Origin of the sequence: Fodinicurvata sediminis DSM 21159, assembly GCF_000420625.1 — a bacterium.
In the GTDB taxonomy this organism is placed as follows: domain Bacteria; phylum Pseudomonadota; class Alphaproteobacteria; order Kiloniellales; family DSM-21159; genus Fodinicurvata; species Fodinicurvata sediminis.
Genome location: NZ_ATVH01000017.1, coordinates 51507 through 70039, shown reverse-complemented (window position 1 = coordinate 70039; position 18533 = coordinate 51507). Strand labels below are relative to the sequence as shown.

Annotated in this window: 13 protein-coding genes; 4 read left to right on the top strand and 9 right to left on the bottom strand. The window is 56.8% G+C overall.

Annotation, left to right across the window (positions count from 1 at the left end):
- Window positions 1-18: 18 nt before the first annotated feature.
- The 4 genes from G502_RS20420 to G502_RS0114310 all read right to left on the bottom strand — a co-directional run bounded on the left by G502_RS20420 (window position 19) and on the right by G502_RS0114310 (window position 7548).
- A complete protein-coding gene (locus tag G502_RS20420) occupies window positions 19-1713 on the bottom strand; it encodes a hydantoinase B/oxoprolinase family protein (RefSeq protein ID WP_022729368.1) in 1695 nt (564 codons plus the stop codon).
- Complete coding sequence (locus G502_RS20415) at window positions 1713-3776, bottom strand: hydantoinase/oxoprolinase family protein (protein ID WP_022729367.1); 2064 nt, start codon at window positions 3774-3776, stop codon at window positions 1713-1715. The genes G502_RS20420 and G502_RS20415 overlap by 1 nt, the downstream gene beginning before the upstream one ends.
- A 62-nt stretch (window positions 3777-3838) precedes the next feature.
- A complete protein-coding gene (locus G502_RS20410; protein ID WP_022729366.1) occupies window positions 3839-5533 on the bottom strand; it encodes a hydantoinase B/oxoprolinase family protein in 1695 nt (564 codons plus the stop codon).
- Window positions 5533-7548 carry a hydantoinase/oxoprolinase family protein gene (locus G502_RS0114310; protein ID WP_022729365.1) on the bottom strand — a complete coding sequence of 672 codons (2016 nt, stop codon included), beginning with the start codon at window positions 7546-7548 and terminating at the stop codon, window positions 5533-5535. The genes G502_RS20410 and G502_RS0114310 overlap by 1 nt, the downstream gene beginning before the upstream one ends.
- A 227-nt stretch (window positions 7549-7775) precedes the next feature.
- Between G502_RS0114310 and G502_RS0114305 the strand changes: the two genes are divergently transcribed.
- Window positions 7776-8684: a DMT family transporter gene (locus G502_RS0114305; RefSeq protein ID WP_081649823.1), complete on the top strand. Its 909-nt coding sequence runs from the start codon at window positions 7776-7778 to the stop codon at window positions 8682-8684.
- Window positions 8685-8872: 188 nt separating this feature from the next.
- Here the strand turns inward: G502_RS0114305 and G502_RS20405 are convergent, their stop codons facing one another.
- The gene (locus G502_RS20405) at window positions 8873-9514 is read right to left on the bottom strand and encodes a cysteine hydrolase family protein (protein ID WP_022729363.1); all 642 of its coding nucleotides are present in this window, start codon (window positions 9512-9514) and stop codon (window positions 8873-8875) included.
- Window positions 9515-10063: 549 nt separating this feature from the next.
- Here G502_RS20405 and G502_RS0114295 point away from each other — a divergent pair.
- From G502_RS0114295 to G502_RS0114285, 3 genes are all read left to right on the top strand, one after another.
- Complete coding sequence (locus G502_RS0114295) at window positions 10064-10630, top strand: cupin domain-containing protein (RefSeq protein WP_022729362.1); 567 nt, start codon at window positions 10064-10066, stop codon at window positions 10628-10630.
- Between the two features lie 71 nt (window positions 10631-10701).
- Window positions 10702-11991, top strand: a complete 1290-nt coding sequence (locus tag G502_RS0114290) for an NAD(P)/FAD-dependent oxidoreductase (protein WP_022729361.1) — start codon at window positions 10702-10704, stop codon at window positions 11989-11991.
- A gap of 317 nt (window positions 11992-12308) precedes the next feature.
- Window positions 12309-13112, top strand: a complete 804-nt coding sequence (locus G502_RS0114285; protein WP_022729360.1) for an IclR family transcriptional regulator — start codon at window positions 12309-12311, stop codon at window positions 13110-13112.
- Here the strand turns inward: G502_RS0114285 and G502_RS0114280 are convergent.
- From G502_RS0114280 to G502_RS0114265, 4 genes are read right to left on the bottom strand one after another with little or no spacing between them, the layout of a single operon-like run.
- Window positions 13109-14062 carry an ornithine cyclodeaminase family protein gene (locus G502_RS0114280; RefSeq protein ID WP_022729359.1) on the bottom strand — a complete coding sequence of 318 codons (954 nt, stop codon included), beginning with the start codon at window positions 14060-14062 and terminating at the stop codon, window positions 13109-13111. The two genes, G502_RS0114285 and G502_RS0114280, sit on opposite strands and share 4 nt — an antisense overlap.
- Window positions 14059-15381, bottom strand: a complete 1323-nt coding sequence (locus G502_RS20400; protein ID WP_022729358.1) for an NAD(P)/FAD-dependent oxidoreductase — start codon at window positions 15379-15381, stop codon at window positions 14059-14061. Before G502_RS20400 ends, G502_RS0114280 begins: the two co-directional genes overlap by 4 nt.
- Window positions 15381-16748, bottom strand: coding sequence for an NAD(P)/FAD-dependent oxidoreductase (locus tag G502_RS20395; protein WP_022729357.1), 1368 nt, complete (start codon window positions 16746-16748; stop codon window positions 15381-15383). Before G502_RS20395 ends, G502_RS20400 begins: the two co-directional genes overlap by 1 nt.
- The gene (locus G502_RS0114265; protein WP_211217844.1) at window positions 16745-18526 is read right to left on the bottom strand and encodes an ABC transporter permease subunit; all 1782 of its coding nucleotides are present in this window, start codon (window positions 18524-18526) and stop codon (window positions 16745-16747) included. Before G502_RS0114265 ends, G502_RS20395 begins: the two co-directional genes overlap by 4 nt.
- Between the last annotated feature and the right edge of the window lie 7 nt (window positions 18527-18533).

The following is an 18533-nucleotide window of genomic DNA, read 5'->3' as shown; positions in this document are numbered from 1 at the left end:
CTAACCATATCCTTGGTACTATGCCTGTTCACGACCATAGAGTTCGTTGGCTGCTTTCAGGTCGATCTTGCCGTTGGCTATATCGTCGTTAAGTTTTTGCCGGTCACGCGTGTGCGGGTTTCCCCACCCCCCACCGCCAGCCGTTTCCACCAGAACCCTATCACCCGGGTAGAGTTGCGTGACGGTCTTGGAGGAAATGGTTTCACGACTCCCATCCAGGCGTAGAATCTCAGAGCGTGCACATTGCCCCTCTCCTCCGCCTGCCAGTCCCTGGGCCGGAACGAAATGCCGTTCGCCGCGGTGAGAGAAGCTAACAGCTCCATCCACAGCATCCAGAATCTCGATTTCCTTGATCAGACCCAAGCCACCCCTGTTTTCACCGGCACCTCCGGAATCACGGCGAAGCCTCAACTGGTGAACACGAATTGGCGCTTCCATCTCCATGGATTCCGCCGGAACATTCATACAATTGGTCGCATCGGTTTCCACGACATCAACGCCATCAACTCCCTCGCCGGCTCCACTGCCACCGGCTATGAGTTCCCCGGTCACGAAAGCCTCGCCTGAAGCCCGACGTCCACCAAAGGCCATCACCAGCAGTTGCCCGGCGGGAGGAGCCGGTATCCGGTCGGGAAGTGCCTGGGCCAGGGCGGAAAGCATACAGCCAGTAATCCGCTTGATGGTCGCTGTCCGTGCATTCACGGGTGCAGGCGAACGAGGATTGACGAGACTGCCCTCGGGCAGGGTCAGACGCAGCGGACGAAAACAGCCGCCATTATTGGGTATGAGGGGATCCGTTACAGCCTTGACCGCAAAACAGGCGGCCGCCAAGCTGCCCGAAGGCACACAGTTGATAGGCCCTCGGACCTGGGCACTGGTACCGGTCAGATCGAAATGAATCTCGCCGTCGCGAATCTCCGCAGCCACTTCAATGCGCACCCGGCTGTCCATATCGATCCCGTCATTATCCAGCCAGTCGACAAACCGGTACGTCCCTTCCGGTATCTTCCGGATAGCCTCGCGGGTCATCAGTTCGGCACGATCGATCAGAAGACCGAAGATGGTCAGAAGCGCGTTGTTCCCATGCTTGCGCGCCAGTTCATCAAGGCGCAGCGCCCCGACCTTGCAAGCTGCGATCTGGGCATTGAGATCCCCCATAAAGGTCTCCGGAATGCGAACATTCAGACGCAGCAGGTCCGTCAGAGTCCGATCGAATGTCCCGGCCCTGGCCCAGCGCACAGGCGGTAGGCGCAGGCCCTCCTGGTAGATCTCAGTGGCATTCGTCGGAACCGAGCCCGCGCTCATTCCGCCGACATCCTGATGGTGGGTCATGGTTGCAGCGAGGGCAATCGGCCGTCCTTCGGAAAAGACGGGCATGGCCACGGCAATATCGGGAAGATGCGTACCACCATGATAGGGATCGTTCAGCAGATAGACGTCCCCCTCTTCCATGTCCTCTACTGAAAAGGTCCTGAGAATTTCCGCAACGGCAGGGATCAAGGTTCCCAGATGAATCGGCACCGCGCAGGCTTGCGCCAGGGTCGTTCCATTCAGAGTGAAGAGGGAGGCAGACGCATCCAAGCCTTCCTTGACCAGAGGGGAACAGGAACTCTTGAACAGCGTAACCTCCATCTCCTCGGCAATGCCGTCCAGCTTGTTGCGGACAACTTCAAGAGTGATAGGATCGAATGTTTCTTCTCCAGCAACAGTCATCACGCAGTTGCCTCCTGTTCCAGCAAGAGGGCTTCACCCTCGACCAATTGCCCGCGCCATCCCGGCGGCACGAGAACCGTCGTATCGCTCTGTTCTATCACGGCCGGCCCCCGCAAGGGGCCGTCGTCCTGCTTCAAGAGAGATCTGTCATAGACAGCGGCGTCCTGCGGTATGTCACTTCCCTGGAACCAGACACTGCGCTGCCCCTTCAGTGCCACACCTTCTACCGCCTCCAGAGCCAGGTCCGTACTGGGCAGGTGGGCACGATGGATGCTTCGCAGATTGACCAACTTCGCTCCGGCCCCCGTGGCATGGCCATAGATGCGATGATGCATGTCCTCGAAGTCTCTGTAGAGCCGCTCAAAGGGCTCGGTGTTCTCGATATCCAGCGGAACCTCAAGGGTATAGCTCTGCCCGAGATAGCAAACGTCAGCCAAGTGCCGTCGTTCCGTCTGCAGCCCCTCCAGACTCTCCGCCGCCATGAGTTCGGCCGTCTTGCGGTCGAGCTCGGAGAGAAAATCTCTTACTTCCTCATGTCCGGCTTCCTGGAGTGGCTTGTTGAATGCGCTTGAAACTTCATGCTCAACCGGCGCCGCCAACAATCCGGCAGCCGAGAGTACACCGGGATAGCGCGGCACCAGGACGCGGTTCAGTCCCAATTCCTCGGCCAAGGGAACGGCATGCAGACTGCCGGCACCCCCCAGGGGAACCAACGCAAATTCTCGTGGATCATGCCCGCGATTGAGCGATACCAGGCGAATACCTTCGGCCATCTGAGCGTTGGCGATCCGGTGGATGCCCAGAGCCGCCGCACTTACGCTCAATCCCATGGGCTCGGCCACATGCTCGCGGATGGCCTTTTCAGCAAGTTCGGACTTTAGAGTGAGTGTGCCCCCTGCAAAGTAGGCCGGATCAAGATATCCCAGAACCACAGACGCGTCGGTGACGGTTGGCCGTTCGCCGCCCCGGTCGTAGCAGGCCGGTCCTGGCTCCGAGCCGGCAGATTCAGGCCCGACACGCAATCCCTTTGCCGCATCCAGCCAGACAAGGGACCCCCCTCCAGCTCCCAATGTCTCAATATCCACCATGGGGACACGTACGGCATAGCCGGAGATGGTGGTTTCCGAGCGCACCAGCGCTTCACCGCTCTTGATCAGGGCAATATCGCTTGATGTACCTCCCACATCGATGGTGATGGCATCTTCGAACCCGGCGGCACGCGCTGTGGCCGACCCCCCGATTACGCCAGCCGCCGGTCCTGAAAGGAATAATCGCACCGGTCGCTGGCGCGCCACCTGGGAAGCTGCCAATCCGCCGCGCGATTGCATGATCTGCAGAGGCGCCGGGATCTTCGCCTGAAGTAGGGAAGTCTCCATGTTCTCGAGATAACGATCGACAACCGGTTTCACGTAACCGTCGAAGGCCGTGACGGCTGTGCGCTCGTACTCCCGGAATGCCGGGTCAACCTCCGAGGACAGAGACACCGGTAACTGAGGCGCCACCTCGTGTATGTAATCTGCCACCGCACGTTCATGCGAGGGGTTGGCGAAAGAGAACAGCAAGCTGACCGCTATGGCCTCAACCTCCTGTTCCAACAACTTCTGGACTGCAGCTTGCAGGCTTTTCTCATCCATGGGGACAACGATGCTGCCGTCCGCGGCCACGCGTTCGCTGACTTCCACTCGACGTACGCCCGGAGCAAGCCAGCCAGGAGTCTGTGGCTGTATCTTGAGGTCATACATTTGGCGGCGCATTTGCCGACCGATCTCGAGAACATCACTGAACCCCTCTGTGGCGATAAGGCCGATCCTCGCGCCCTTACGCTCTAGGACTGCATTCGTCGCCACAGTGGTGCCATGCACGAAACGTGCAATTCCCTCAGAAGCCACGCCATGCTGCTCGGCCAGCTGCCGTATGGCCGCTTCAACGGCCAGGCTGGGATTCCGCCGTGTAGAGGGTAGCTTGAAGATGTGCGTTTGGCCATCTCCGACGCAGACAACATCGGTGAAGGTGCCCCCTATATCAATTCCTACGCTGTGTCTTCCATCTTGCTGTGTTTTCATCACGCTTTTCTTTTATGAGACAGGATTCACTGTCCTGCCCCTGGCAACAAACTGTCGAGGGGTCAGACTGCCACTCCGTAGGCCTTCTCCACCATCTCACGCGACAGATAGCCGTGCTTGACATCATGGCGAATTGCCTCGGGATCGCGTTCGTCCGCCTTGCCATAGCCGGCTCCGCCAGCTGTGTAGAGAGTCAGGATATCTCCCTTCTTCAGATCCATGCCGTCCTTGCTCTTCACCTGGATAACCTCGTCGCCCCGCTTGATTTCGCAGCGGGCGACCTGGCCATCCGAGCCCCCGAAGAGGCCATAGGGCGACAGGCGGAACCGATCAGCATAGATTGCGAAATTCACGCCATCCTTCAGGATCTCATAACTGCGATAGAAGCCCAGGCCCCCGCGATACTTGCCATGACCGCAGGAATCCGGAAGCAGCCCGTAACCGATGATCCGGAAATGCGAGAAATCCATGTCCGTGGCTTCGATGGGCGTGTTCGCACAGTTTGACAGGGGAGCGTCCACGGCATCGCAGCCATCCTTGTGGGCCGATGCACCATAGCCTCCACCGAAGACCTCCAGATAAACGCGGTAGCCCTCGTCCCCAAGATGGGAGATGGCAGTCACCGTGGTCGTATCGTTGCCCCCTGAGATGACCCTGTCGGGCACGATCTGCGCCAGCGCCTTCATGACGGCGTTGAAACAGCGATAGCCCGCCTCCATACGCGCACGCACCGGAGCCGGATAGTTCGGATTCAACAGCGAACCCTTGGGAGCGGAAATCGTGATCGGCCGCTTGACGCCCTCATTGAATGGGATATCCGGGCTGGTCAGAACGGACTTGATGGCCGAGAGGGTTGCGGAGATGGTGGAAGTGTAGGGGCAGTTGAGATTGCGCGTCACCTGCGCACAGGTACCCTCGAAGTCGACGGTGATCTCTCCCTTCTCGATTGTCAGAGCCGCCTTGACCACCAGCGGTTCTTCCGTGATGCCGTCATCGTCGATGGCATCCTCTCCGTAATAGGTTCCCTCCGGCAGTTCCGACAGCGCGGCACGGAAGCGCCGCTCGGAGTAGTCCATCAACTGGTTCATTACCGACTGTATGGTTTTCAGGCCGTATTTCTCGCAGAGCTGTGCCACCCGTTCACCCCCGATGGCATTGGCAGCAAATTGGGCATTGAAATCCCCGATCGTCTGCGCCGGAACACGAATGTTGGCCGAAACAAGTCGTTCAAGCGGCCCGCCTCTCCAGTCGCGGTAGAGATTGTACTTGGAAGGCGGGAATAGAAAACCTTCGGCATGAACATCGGCCGCCTCGGTGGTCAAGCCTGGGTTCCCGCCCCCCAGGTCAAGATGGTGCGCCACCGTTCCCGCAAAGCCTATGATTTCTCCCCCAACGAAAATGGGAGAATATATGAAAACATCCTGGAGGTGCTGCCCACCGGAAAAGGGATCGTTGTTGATATAGAAATCCCCCTCCTGCAGCTCATCCACAGGATAGAGTTCGGCGCAGGCCCGGAAGGTGTCCGCCATCGGACCCAGCTGCATGGGGATCAACTCCGCCTGGGCCACGACATTCCCTTCGCGATCCAGCAAAGCTGCGGACGCATCCGCTGCCTCACGCACGATGGTGGAATAGGCCGAGCGGATCAGCTTGGCCCCCATCTCGCGGGCCGCAGCAATCAGGCCCTGGCTGATGACCGCGTAATCAACAGGATTCAGTGCAGTTTCCGTGGTGATTTCACTCTTACCTTCAGGCATTACTCGCTCCTCTCAAGCACGAGATTGTGCTGGTCATCGCTTCGAGCATCCCATCCCTCGGGGACAAAGAGCGTGGAGGTTGGATCCTCGAGCAGGAGCGGACCCTTGAGGGTTCGCTCCGGCGTCAGGGAGCTGCGGCTCAACAGCTTGCCCTTGTGCATCTTTCGCTGATCGAAAAGTTCAATATCTCCTTCGTCCACACGGTAATCCGGGGTTTCCGAGAGAACGGGCAGATCATCCAGCTCCGCGGTGGTTCCCAGTCGGAAGGAAACAAACTCTATGGGCTTCTCGGAACCTTCGCCAAAGAAATAAATCTTCTGGTGCGCCTTGCCGAACAAACGGCGTATCTCTGCGGTATCCAGATTTACAATCTGCTCTTCCGTCAAGGATACTGGAACTTCGAAAGCCTGTCCGACAAACCTCATGTCTGCAATGAAATCGAGACGCAGGTTGCTGTTCAGCCCCATGCCCTCGAAACGTTCAAGCGCGCGCTCTTTCATGAACTTGAAGGTCTCGCGCACGAGATCGCCGGCATTCTGGTCAACCACCGCACGCCGAGTCAGACTCTCGAACTGGACGAAATTGGAGGCAATCAGGCCATAGGCGGACATGACACCAGCATTTGGTGGCACCACGATTGTTTCAATTCCCAGATCCTTTGCCACCTGAGCCGCATGCAGCGGTCCCGCGCCCCCGTAGGGCACCATCACGTAGTCGCGAGGATCCTTGCCGCGTTCCGTCGAGATGAGCTGAATTGCGCGCACGATATTGGCATTGGCAAGCTGGATCGCGCTGTCAGCCGCCTCCTCCAGGGACATGTTGAAATGCTGTGCAATGGGTTCGAAGACCCTGCGCGCAGCTTCGACGTCGATATTCATGCGCCCACCGAGAAAGGCTTCCGGCCGCATGGTCTGTCGTATCAGATGTGCGTCGGTAATCGTGGGCTGCTGCCCCCCACGCCCGTAACAGGCCGGCCCAGGGTCGGCGCCCGCCGAATGGGGACCAACACGCAGCATACCCCCCTCATCGATCCAGACGATACTGCCGCCACCAGCTCCCACAGTATTGATATCAATGACCGGGATGCGGATGGGCAGACCATCGATATGGAATTCACTGGTCAACTCCGGCTTGCCCTCGGTCACGACACAGACATCTGTCGATGTCCCCCCGATATCCAGGGTAATCAAGTTCTTGTATCCTGAGCGACCCGCCTGGCGCGTTGCTCCCATCACCCCGGCGGCAGGCCCGGATAACAGTGCCGTGACAGCGCTCTGCCGCATGGCCTCAGCCGGAAGTCGTCCGCCATTGGACTGCATGACACTGAAACGTCCCTGAAACCCGTGTTCCTGGAGACGATCCTCGAAACGCCCGATGTAGCGGTCAATCACGGGCTGCACATAAGCCGAGATTGCAGCGGTCGATGCCCGTTCGAACTCGCGGAACTCACGCGTGACTTCGGAGGAAAGGGTCACGTGCAGGTCCGGTAGCTGCTGCTTGATAAGCTCGCGCAGTTTTTCTTCATGCGACGGATTTACATAGGAATTCAGCAAACAGACCGCGACGGCCTCGTAATTCCCGTCTTTCAGACGAGGCACCAGCTCGCGCAGGACCGCCTCTTCGTCAAGTTGCCGCTCGATCTCTCCACTAGAGAGAACCCGCTCATCCACCTCGAAACTGTCTAGCCGAGCAACAACCGGAGCTGGCTTCTGATATTCCAAGTCGTAGATGGAGTTCCGATTATGGCGCTGCAGCGCCAGAATGTCCCTGAACCCCTGGGTGGTGACGAAGGCTGTTGGAAAACCTTTGCGCTCCAGAACAGCGTTGGTTGCTACGGTAGAGCCATGAGCCAAGTCTTCAATGGCCGAGATATCGAGCTCACTGGCCACCAGGGCATTGAAGGCCCCCTCATCCGGTCGCTTTGGTACACTCGGCACCTTGGTAACACGAACTCCGTCCTTTCCGATTGCGACCAGGTCGGTAAAGGTTCCCCCGACTTCTACACCAACGCGCATAGACCCTACTGCTCCCGTACAATTCTGTGAGAAGTTACGAAAAGTATCACCCGTATTGAAGATTTTCTATTATTTTTTTAGTATCGCATGAACTAAGCAAGATTATTACGTTATGCCAAACTGCGGAAACATCGCATGAACATGCCAGTCTCGCCCGCCTCCACAGCCCGACTAGGATCGACTAGAACACAGCACCACCTTCCCCAGGCGGCGGCAAACATCAGATCATGAGCAGCTATTGGCGCGGATGGCCTTTGACGGTCGCTCTATTGAGCGTTCTCGTCTTCGCGTGGGGTGGCAATTACACTTGGGTCAAGGTCGCTCTCGAGGACAGCGGCCCTCTTACCTTTAATGCACTGCGCTATTCAGGGGCTGTTATGGTCATTGGCATTGGCCTTTGTCTGGCCGGGCGTGGACGCGATTTGATCCCGGTACGTGGAGAGGCGGGATTCATGGCCATTATCGGCCTGCTTCAGGTCACGGTCATGACCGGCTTAACCACTGTGGCCATGCTCTGGATCGAAGCCAGTCGCACCGTTCTGATCGCATATTCCATGCCGATCTGGGCTATGATCATCAGCCTACCGGTGCTTCGTGAAGGAATCTCCTGGCGCATGGTTATCGGCGCCACCCTTGGGTTGAGCGGCTTGTGTCTGTTGACGGATATAGTGAGCATGGAATGGACGGGCGGCGGCACCCTGATCGGCTCTGCCGTTGCACTTACAGCCACGCTCGGCTGGGCCCTTGGTTCCGTGCTCTACCGCTTACGGCAATGGCGGAGCAATTTCTGGCAGCAGGTCTTTTGGCAACTCTGCTCAGCCGCACTGAGCATGACCATCATCGCGCTTGTCCTTGAAAGCGATGAACCAATCACCTTTTCTCCGGAATACGTCACGATTGTCGTCTACAACTGGTTGGTCCCCACAAGCCTTGGCTTTTGGTGCTGGGCGCGCGCCCTGACGCGGACTTCGGCAACTGCAGCCGGTCAGTTTCTTCTACTTTCACCGGTTTTCGGCGTCTTCCTCAGTCATCTTGTACTGGATGAACCGTTGCATCCCGCCCTGCTAAGCAGTGCCTTACTGATTCTAGCGGGCGCGTTTCTCTCCTTACGCCGCCAACCAGCGGGCAGAAACTAGTAAGCCACATGCCGCCGCCGGCGTGCCGTGCTTGTGGCAAAAGTTCAGAGACCTTCAGTACGGATTCACGCTCACGCACAACACCACGAAACTACCCTTTGTTGAACCTGCTCTCCTTCTGGTCAGGTCCCTTCATATTTGGGAACAATCCCAGAAAGATCTCAAGAGGGCGCAATGAGAAATGACAATTACAACGCCTGCAGTTCGGAAAGGGCGGCCTCAAGACCGCGCACCTCACCCCATCCTACAGATATCATTTCGATCGCCGGATCGTGAAGATGAGGCAGTGTGGTTCCCGTCGCCTCCTCAACCACTATAGGCTTGAAGTCACGGAAGTTGGCATCTTTGGAAGTTGCAGCAACACATTGGTTGGTCAGAACACCGGCAAAGAGTACAGTTTCAGCAGATAGCGAGCGGAGAATGAGTTCCAAGTTTGTATTGTAGAAAGCACTGAGGCGATTTTTTTCCACATACCAATCGTCAGGTCGGGCACCAACCTCGTCATGTATTTCGTACCCCCAAGAATTAATTCGCAATCCGCCTTCTTTTAGAAAAGGCCGCAGGCGCAGAAACACACCGGCATCCCGCTCGTCATGAAAACCATGTCGAGTCCATACTATCGGAACGTCACGTAAACGCGCCTCTTCAACCAAGTTCTTGGTTGGTTCTATCGTGCGGCGCATATGAGAAATATCGACCCCGCTTTGCGCATACCAACCATCAGGATCGAGAAAATCATTTTGCGGATCTATGACCACCAAGGCCGTGGCACCCGGCACCAGTTCCCACTTTGTTTTCTCAAAAGGTTTCCGTTCGCTCAATGTCTTCATCTCCTGTTCTTGATCTTTATTGATTATAGGTCAACCATGGGACTCTCATCAGATTAGAGAGATACATGGAGCCAATAAAGAGACATTTTCACTCCTTACCGGTTGGTGCATGGAACTTGGTTGGTGTGCAATGTAGGGCTTATTTCATGATGATTGACCATCAAAATCTGGCACACTTTGTATGCCTTGCATAAAGTCGCTCTGCCTAAAGAAAGATTGAACGGATAAGGCCCCATATATCCGGGCGAACGGAAAGTGGATGCAGCAAAAGCGGGCAGCGATCGCTTGGAACTCGCCTCAAAAAAAGCGGCCTTGCATGCTCGATAACAGAAGGCCCGTACAGCCTCCTGTCGAGTTGGTGCGCATCAATAGGCACACATGGCGTGCCTATACCGAAGCCTTTCTGCAGTCTATAATTGAATTTTCGTTTTTATCTCCAACATAAATATTGAACTATTGTCATGTTTTTTTCATTATGAATGAAGAAAACATGATTGCAAGAAGAAGGGGTCTTTCGTGAGCGTTGCGCGAAGCAGGACATCAAACGAAATGCCTAGCGGTAGCATCGGTCGCAAACTGCGCCTTCGGCGTAAAGTGCGTGGATTGTCGCTACAAGAGATTGCAGACCGCAGCGGCATCTCAATAGGCCAACTGAGTCAAATTGAACGTGACATCTCATCGCCCTCGCTTCGCTCCTTGCGCCTCATCTGCAGCGCGCTGGATATGCCGATGGGATGGCTGTTCGATAGTGGAGGCAGGGATGCAGATGAAGAGGACCCCGTTGTCGTACGCAGTGAAAATCGTAGGATTCTCGATCTGAACGGCAAAGGAATGGTCAAGGAGCTTCTGACACCTGATAGCTGCCCAGCTATTCAGATGATGTTCATCACACTTCGTCCGGGTGGCAGTTCAGGAGAAAAAGCATACAACAATTCTGAGGGTGCCAAATGCGGAACAGTGCTGGAAGGCACTTTAGGCCTGGAAGTGAATGGGAGATCCTACACTCTTGAGACAGGCGACAGCTTTGCTTTCGAGGCTGTAAAGCTTCATCGATTCTGGTGCGCAGGCGACAGGGATTGTCGTGTCGCGTGGATAGTGGCCCCGGCTATTTACTAAATACCTTCAGAACCAATACCAGCTGCCCCTAAACCGGCGCAGAATAGCTGTACCTTCAGGAACTCTTTCAAATGACCATAGATAGCGAACGCCCCGTCCTCGCCAATTCTACATGGACAGCAACATCGAATCCAACCCCCGACACACCGCCGCTCAGTGAAGATCTGCAATGTGACGTGACGGTAGTAGGCGGGGGGTTCACCGGACTATCCACGGCAATCCATTTGGCCGAGAAAGGCGTCTCCGTAACAGTCCTGGAAGCCGAGCACCCGGGCTGGGGGGCCTCGGGACGCAACGGCGGCCAAGTCATCCCCGGCCTGAAAGAGGATCCCGATACTATCGAGGCGCTTTTCGGGCGCGAAATGGGTGGGCGCATGGTGCAGCTTGCCGGGAGGGCGCCTGATCTGGTGTTCGATCTGATCGAGAAGTACGGTATCGAATGCGGCGCGGTGCGCGAGGGTTGGATTCAGTCCGCCCACAATTCAGACGCCATCAAGGCCTGCCAGGAACGGGCGGAACAGTGGCAAAGACGCGGGGCCGATATCGAACCGCTCAGCAAACAGCTGGTCTATGAACTGCTGGGCAGTGAAGCTTATCATGGAGGACTGATTGACCGGCGCGGTGGCGGGGTCCATCCCTTAAACTACACGCTGGGACTGGCCCGTGCCGCCATCAGTCAAGGGGTGCGTCTTTTTGGGCAAAGTCGCGTCATCTCTCTGGATCGCCAAAGCGACGGCTTCCTGATTCGAACGTCCTTGGGTTCGGTGCGCAGCGGCAAGGTAGTACTGGCCACCAATGCCTATACGCCGGCACTGACCGGACGCCTAAGGCGCAGCGTGGTGCCGGCCTGCTCCGTGCAGGTAGCAACCGCTCCGCTCTCCGAAAATGTGCGCCGCTCTATACTGCCCTATGGCCAAGTGGCTTCCGACACTCGCAAGCTGCTGGTCTATTACCGTCTGGACCAAGACGGACGCTTCCTGATCGGGGGTCGTGGAGCCTATGGCGATGGCGGCATCAAGGCTCAAATGGCGCGCCTGAGAAATCGAGCCTGCCATTTGTACCCACAGCTAGGCGAGCCGGAATGGGAACACCAGTGGGGCGGCTTCGTCGCCATGACCAAGGATCACTTCCCGCATCTGCACGAGATCGAGCCGGGCTTGATCGCGGGATTGGGCTTCAACGGTCGCGGCGTAGCAATGGCCACTGCCATGGGGCGGGTCCTGGCCGACAAGGCCAGCGGTACAGCGAATGAGGACCTGAATTTTCCGATCACCCCAGTGCGAACCATACCGTTCTATTTTCTACGGAAACCTGCTGTCAGTGCGCTAGCGGCTTGGTATGCCCTCGTTGATAGAGTTTAATAGCCCCGGCTAACTCATGAGTCTCAATTACTTCAAAAAGTCTTCAAGGCTTTCAGATAAGCTCCCATAGAGAAGCACAGGCTAGGTGAAGGACCTTTCCAGGCCGTTTTCTCACAGCAGATCGCTCAACGGCCAAGACTTCTCTGGTCACACGTTCAGTGTTGCCGTATCAGGGATTTAAGGTACAACTATGCAATGCTACAATATTTTGTAGTGTGAGTTGTTCCAGCCTATACGATGATCTCTATCCTCGCAATAAGCGCGACGGGATAGCATTCCAATAATATACTTCATGTTTATGTATAAATAACAGTAAAATGCCCGATAGAGACCAAGATAATAATAATATAGACCCCCGTTTATTTGTAGGAAGCGCAGAAAAGGCGTTACGCATCCTTCAGGTATTTCAGGAACACAGACAACCGCAAAGCTTGACTGAAATCACCGAATCTACAGGCCTTGGACGAAGTGCCACACAGAGGTTCATCTACACACTGAAAGCGCTTGGATATCTGCGGCAGGACAAGTTCACCAAACGCTACACTCTATCCCCCAAGGTTCTGGACTTTGGTTTCACCTATCTTCGCAACGATTACCTTGTCGAAAAGGCGTTTCCTTACCTCCTGGAAGCCAGCAAGCGAACGGACGAAACCGTCAACCTGACCGAGCTTGACGACAAGGAGGTTATCTATGTTTCACGGCTTCCCAGTCGCCATTTGATCAGTGTGGATATTCTTCTTGGGCAACGCTTGCCTGTATATTGCACGGCTCCTGGGAGAGCCATTTTGGCGGGAATTCGGCCTGATCAAGCGTCTGATATACTTGAAAGGTCAAATCGCCAAGCCCGAACCAAATTCACCATAACCGAGCTTGCCGAAATCGAAAGGAAGCTCGAGGAAGTTCGTCATTTTGGGTACGCACTGAGCAATCAGGAATCTTTCCTGGGCGACATATCGATCGCCGCTGCAATTCGCAATCATGCAGGGGACGTCGTCGCTGCCATTAATATCGCAGTCCCCCACCCACGGTGGTCCATCGAGGAAGCCGAACGGGATTTGGCTCCCGTTGTAATCGAAACAGCATGGGCGATTACGAAAGCCTTGGGTGGCCGAAAGATCTAACGTAGTGGCATTGCCTGGACTCGATCCAGGATCATGTTTCCGGCAACGATATCCGCCAAGGCAACGCCAGGAAACAGGAAGGCGATACGCTCCGAAGCATTCCGGCGTCCTTCGACTTTCCCTACCAGCAAGCCCGAAAGGTCGCCTGAGAAGGACATCCCAGAAAACGCTGCATTGTTATGAGCGAGTGCCTTACTCTGTTCCAGATCGTCCGTCATGCAGCGGTCGAATTCCCCTACCGTGGTCGCCTTCCACGAACGACCCAGATCCACCATGGATACGAAAGCACCCTCTGGAAGGGCGCCCGCATCAAGGAACCCTTCCAGGTCACGATGGGCCGGAACAGTGGTTACGACTATATCACTCAACGCCAGCACTTCTTCCGCATGTGAGCAGGAAACCGTTTCCAGGCCGAAATGATCCGCAACATAGTTTTCGAAGGCTCTGACGCTCTGCGGGCGCGGACCGTAGATGGCAACCTGGTGTAGGGAAAACTCTTCGGCAAAAGCCTGCAAATGGGTTTGAGCCTGAAATCCGCTGCCGATAAACCCCAAACGCTTCGCTTCGGGATTTGCCAGGGAGCGGGCGGCCAGCAGGGACAGGGCAGCCGTTCGCAGGCCGGTCAGGTACCCCGCTTCAATAACGGCTTTCGTTTCCCCTGTCTCATCATCAGAGAGTATTAGGTGCGCATGAATATGCGCCAGGCCGCGACTGCTGTTGGAAGGAGACCCAGCAACCCACTTCACGCCTGCCGCAACACCAGGCACAAACGCAGGCATGGAATGGAAATACGCATCCGACCCTGTGGGGTACATCCCGGTCTTGGCTGGCATCATAACCACCCCCTCAGAACGCTTTCGAAAAGCCGGGACAAGGGCATCAGCCAATTCACCGATCGACAGAGCTGTCGCCTTTACATCCTCATCTGTGAGATAGAGAGGTGCCGTCATCCGACTGTCTCTGAGGCTTTCTGGCCAGTCCGAAATTTTCCAGGTGTTGGGCCTGATGATTTTGCAGGGAACCTCTCTGGCCGAAAAGCGCTTATGTCGATCTCTGGGCTTTCATCTGCTGCCAAAGCCGCAATGATCCGCCCGGTCGTAGCACTTGCCGTCAGGCCTGTATGACCATGCCCGAAAGCCAGGAGAACATCCGGGTGCAGATGCGAACGGCCGATTACCGGTAGGGTGTCCGGCAAACTTGGTCTGGGTCCCATCCAGGAGGTCTGTTGGCCGGGATTCAAACCTGAAAGGCACTCGGATGCCAAACGCTTCAGCATTTCAATTCGCTTCGCCTTGGCCGGGCGCTTTATTCCGGCAAACTCAGCCGTACCCGCAACTCGTAATCCGGCATTCATGCTATTTGCCACGAACTTTGACTCGGCGAACATCACAGGACGATTCAAGCTGACGCCCGGTTCGCGAAACATGACATGATAGCCTCGCTCCGCGACCAGGGGAAAATCGTGTCCGATTACCTTTGCCAGCTGTGCGGACCAAGCACCCGCTGCCAGAACCAGCGTATCAAACTGTAATTCCTCTCCCCCGGCCATCACGCTCACGCCACGCGGATCACCTGGTCTGATATTGCCTACTTCTGCCTGAATGTATCGTCCCTGCCGGCTCATAAAGTCACTCGCAAGCGCCTTGACCAAACCGCCAGGGTCCAGTGCCGCTCCATGTCCATCCAGCAGCACACCACACGCATAACCTTCCGATAATGCCGGCTCCAGCTCCTGCAATTCCTGCGCGCCCACTTCACGCATCGGAATGCCAAGATCCCGGCGCAACTGCCAACCAGACCGATCCGCTCGATATGCAGCAGTCGTCCTATAGACATGCAGATACTCGCAGCGGCGAAGCAGGTGATCACATCCTGCCTCCGTCGCCTGATCCAGATGATCGGTGAGTGCCGGCGCATGAAGTCGGTGCAACGCCTTGGCAGCAGCATGAACGCCGTCAGAGGTCGCCATGCGCTGGGCCTGGAGAAACCAGCTGGCCAAGCGCGGCACATCGCGAAGATCGATCGCCAGGGGCCCATCCGGGTCCAGGAGCCATTTCGGAACGTTCCGCCAGGTTCCAGGCATGACTAGAGGAATGCAGGAACTCGTCGCAATTACTCCGGCATTGCCAAAGGAACAGGCGTCGCCTGGCTGCAGCCGATCAATCAGAGTGACCTGGAACCCTCGCTTCTGGAGTTGCCATGCACAGGAAACGCCAACAATCCCGGCGCCCACTACGGCAATCCGTCGCTCCGGAGGTTTGCTCTCCATCAAAGTCCCCTCTCGTCCTTGCGCGCGAACCAGGACATTGCGATGGCCTGTCCGACACGGCGAAATGCAGCAAAAGGATATTTCGGAAGACCTCTCGACATTGGTACGGGAAGCTCTTGCCGCCCTCCAGAAATATGCTCCGCCAGCCGGCGTCCGGCATGAATACTGCAGGAGACACCACTGCCTATATATCCCATGGCGTAGTGTAACGTTCTGTCGTCTTCGGCAGTGGAGACATGCGGAATAGAATCAAAGGTAAGAGCCACCCAGCCACCCCAGAAGTAGTCGGCGCAAGGGTTCTTCATGAAGGGGAATTTCCTGCTAATTGCAGCCAGCAGAGCGTCTCTGTGACGCGCCATGGCGGCGGGGCCGGGGCGCACCGGCCCCTTCCCTCCAAGCATGATCCGATCATCGGGGAGACGCCGATAGTAATACAGCATCTTGCGGGTATCACTGATGCAGTCCGTGGTGTGAAAATTCCCTTCGGCCTTTTCCTCGGCTGTCAGGGGTTGCGTTACGACGACGTTTGACAGAACGGGCAAGAGTCGATTGCGCAGCGGAGTGAACAGCTTCTCAACGGAATAGCCGTTTGTCGCGATGATCACACGGCGCGCCCGCACTTCACCAGCCGGGGTGGTCAGGCGGTGATACGCCCCCTCCTTGGACAGCCCGATAACGGGTGTTCCGCTATGGACACTGGCGCCCGCCTCGCGCGCCGCGTTCACGAGCCCATAGGCCAATTTTACAGGATGCATGGCAAAGGAAACCGGCCACCGCAAAGCTGCATAAGCCTCTCCACCACGAACATGCTCCGCCGCCAGGCGCTCACCGTCCAGATAATCGACATCGAGACCAAAGCGTTCTTGGAGCAGCGCTCTTTCCGCCTGTAGAGCAGAAACCTTTTCTGGCCTGTGAGCAACTTTCAGCCAGCCCTCCGGCATGGCTTCGCAATCAATAGCAGCCTCGGATATGATTTCGCGGACGGATTGCAAGGCCGCCAGGGCTTCTGAGAACATTGCATCCGCCGTGTCGCTGCCCCAACGACGGTCCCACTCTTCATAGGGAATACGCCCTATGGCAGGGCGGGCAAAACTGCCGTTGCGCCCACTGCAGCCCCAGCCAGGGCGATTGGCCTCCAGGACCGCAACAGGTCCGATTCCCAATCGCGCCAGCTGATAGGCAGAGGACAGGCCGGTATATCCGCCCCCGATAACGGCAACTTCGCAGGTCAGATCCTGCGTGAGCACACCATCGTCGTACGGGGCCGTTCCCGCTGTCGCATGCCAATAGGTTTTCGGGGCCTCTTCGCCATGAACGGGAAGCCGCAGAGCCAACGGGTCCGTATAAGTCGAAGCCTGGTCGCTCACGTCCTCTCTCCCCGGCGACGCATGTACTCGGAGATGAGAATGATTGCGGTCATGAACAGTAGGACCAACGCAGCCACGGCAGCGAGCGTGGGAGAGACCTGCAGAAGGGCATTGTCCCACATCTGCCTGGGCAGTGTAGTCATCTGTCCGCCGGCGAGGAACAGGGCGATCGTCAATTCATCAAAGGAGATGACGAAGGCGAACATGAAGGCTGCGATCAAACCTGACTTGAGCAGAGGAAAAGTGACATACCGGAACGTCTTCGCCTTGTTGGCCCCAAGGGTATAGGCAGCCTGGTCGAGACGTTCATCATACTGCTTGAGAATGGCAACGACCGTCACGACGACATAGGGGACGGCCAGCACGGTATGACCAATGGCCAGCCCGATGGTCGTACCGACAAGGCCTATGCCTGCAAACAGATAAAACAGCGACACCGCAATGATGATATTCGGCATGATGATGGGTGAGACCAGGAAGCCGATCAGTGCCGTCTTGTAGCGCGAGCGCCTGACGATGTGGAATGCTGCAGGCACTCCGAGCAGCAGCCCCATGGTTCCGGCGAGCAGAGCGACAATCAGTGACCGCGCGGCTGCCTCGATCCAGAGGGGATCCTGGAATACGGAATCATACCATTTCAGCGAGAAACCCTCGGGCGGCCAGCCCAGGAAGTTCCCTTCGGTAAAGCTGACCGGTATGATGAAGAAAGCCGGCCCGGCCAGGAAAAAGAGGATCAGGCCAGCAGCAACCCACAGAACCCGCCGCCCAGACGGCGCCCTCGGCCGGTCTGGACGGGTTGGCCGCAGCATCTCCAGGCCACGGCCTATGCTCTCGCAAACAAAGGCCAGGACCTCGATTATCAAGGCGCCAAGCTTGCGCCCGCCCCACCCGATCGGATTGCGCCAAGGCCTGTCATCCGCGCGCATGGCTCCGCCCGACAAGGTGGAAAGCCCCACGAGGCGATCATAGAAGAAGAACACGACCAGAGCCACGACGAGCAGCATAACGGCGATTGCACCTGCAAACCCCCAGTTCAGCAAGTCCTTGATCTGGAAGATGATCAACTGGACGATCACGGTCTCTCTTTCACCACCCAGCAATGCAGGCGTGATGAAGAAACCAAGCGCGGTGATGAAGACCAGCAATCCGCCAGCTGCCATCCCCGGAATGGACAGCGGTAAGTAGATACGCAGAAAGGCCTGGGAGGGGCGTGCCCCGAGTGTGCTGGCCGCGCGTGTCAGATTCTGGTCGATGCCCTCCATGACGGACAGCATGGTCAGAACGCACAAGGGCATCAGTGCATGCACCATGCCGATCATTACGCCAGTAAAATTATAGAGCATACTCGGCATTTCCGGCAGGCCGAGAGCCGCGGCGAACTGGTTGATGGCACCATTGCGGCCAAGCAGCACGATCCACGCGAAGGTCCGGACTAGAAAACTGGTCCAGAACGGCATCAGCACCCAGATGATGAGGAAATTGCGCCGGTCCTTGCCCACCGTGGAAAGCAGGAACGCAACTGGATAGGCAGCCAGCACCGAGAATACCGCCGTCCAGCCGGCAATCTTGAAGGTTGTTGCCAGGACCTGCCCAACGACAAAGGATTCCCGCAGCTTAAGGTAGTGGTCTAGCGTAAATCCTCCCTGCTCTCCGCTGACGCTCTGGCTGAGCAGCAGAACGACAGGGTAGACAAAAGCAGATGCAAGAAAGAGCAGGGCGGGCAAAAGCGGCCACGGCAACCGCCCACGGGAACTTTTTGAGACTATTGACCCCATCATCTTCCCA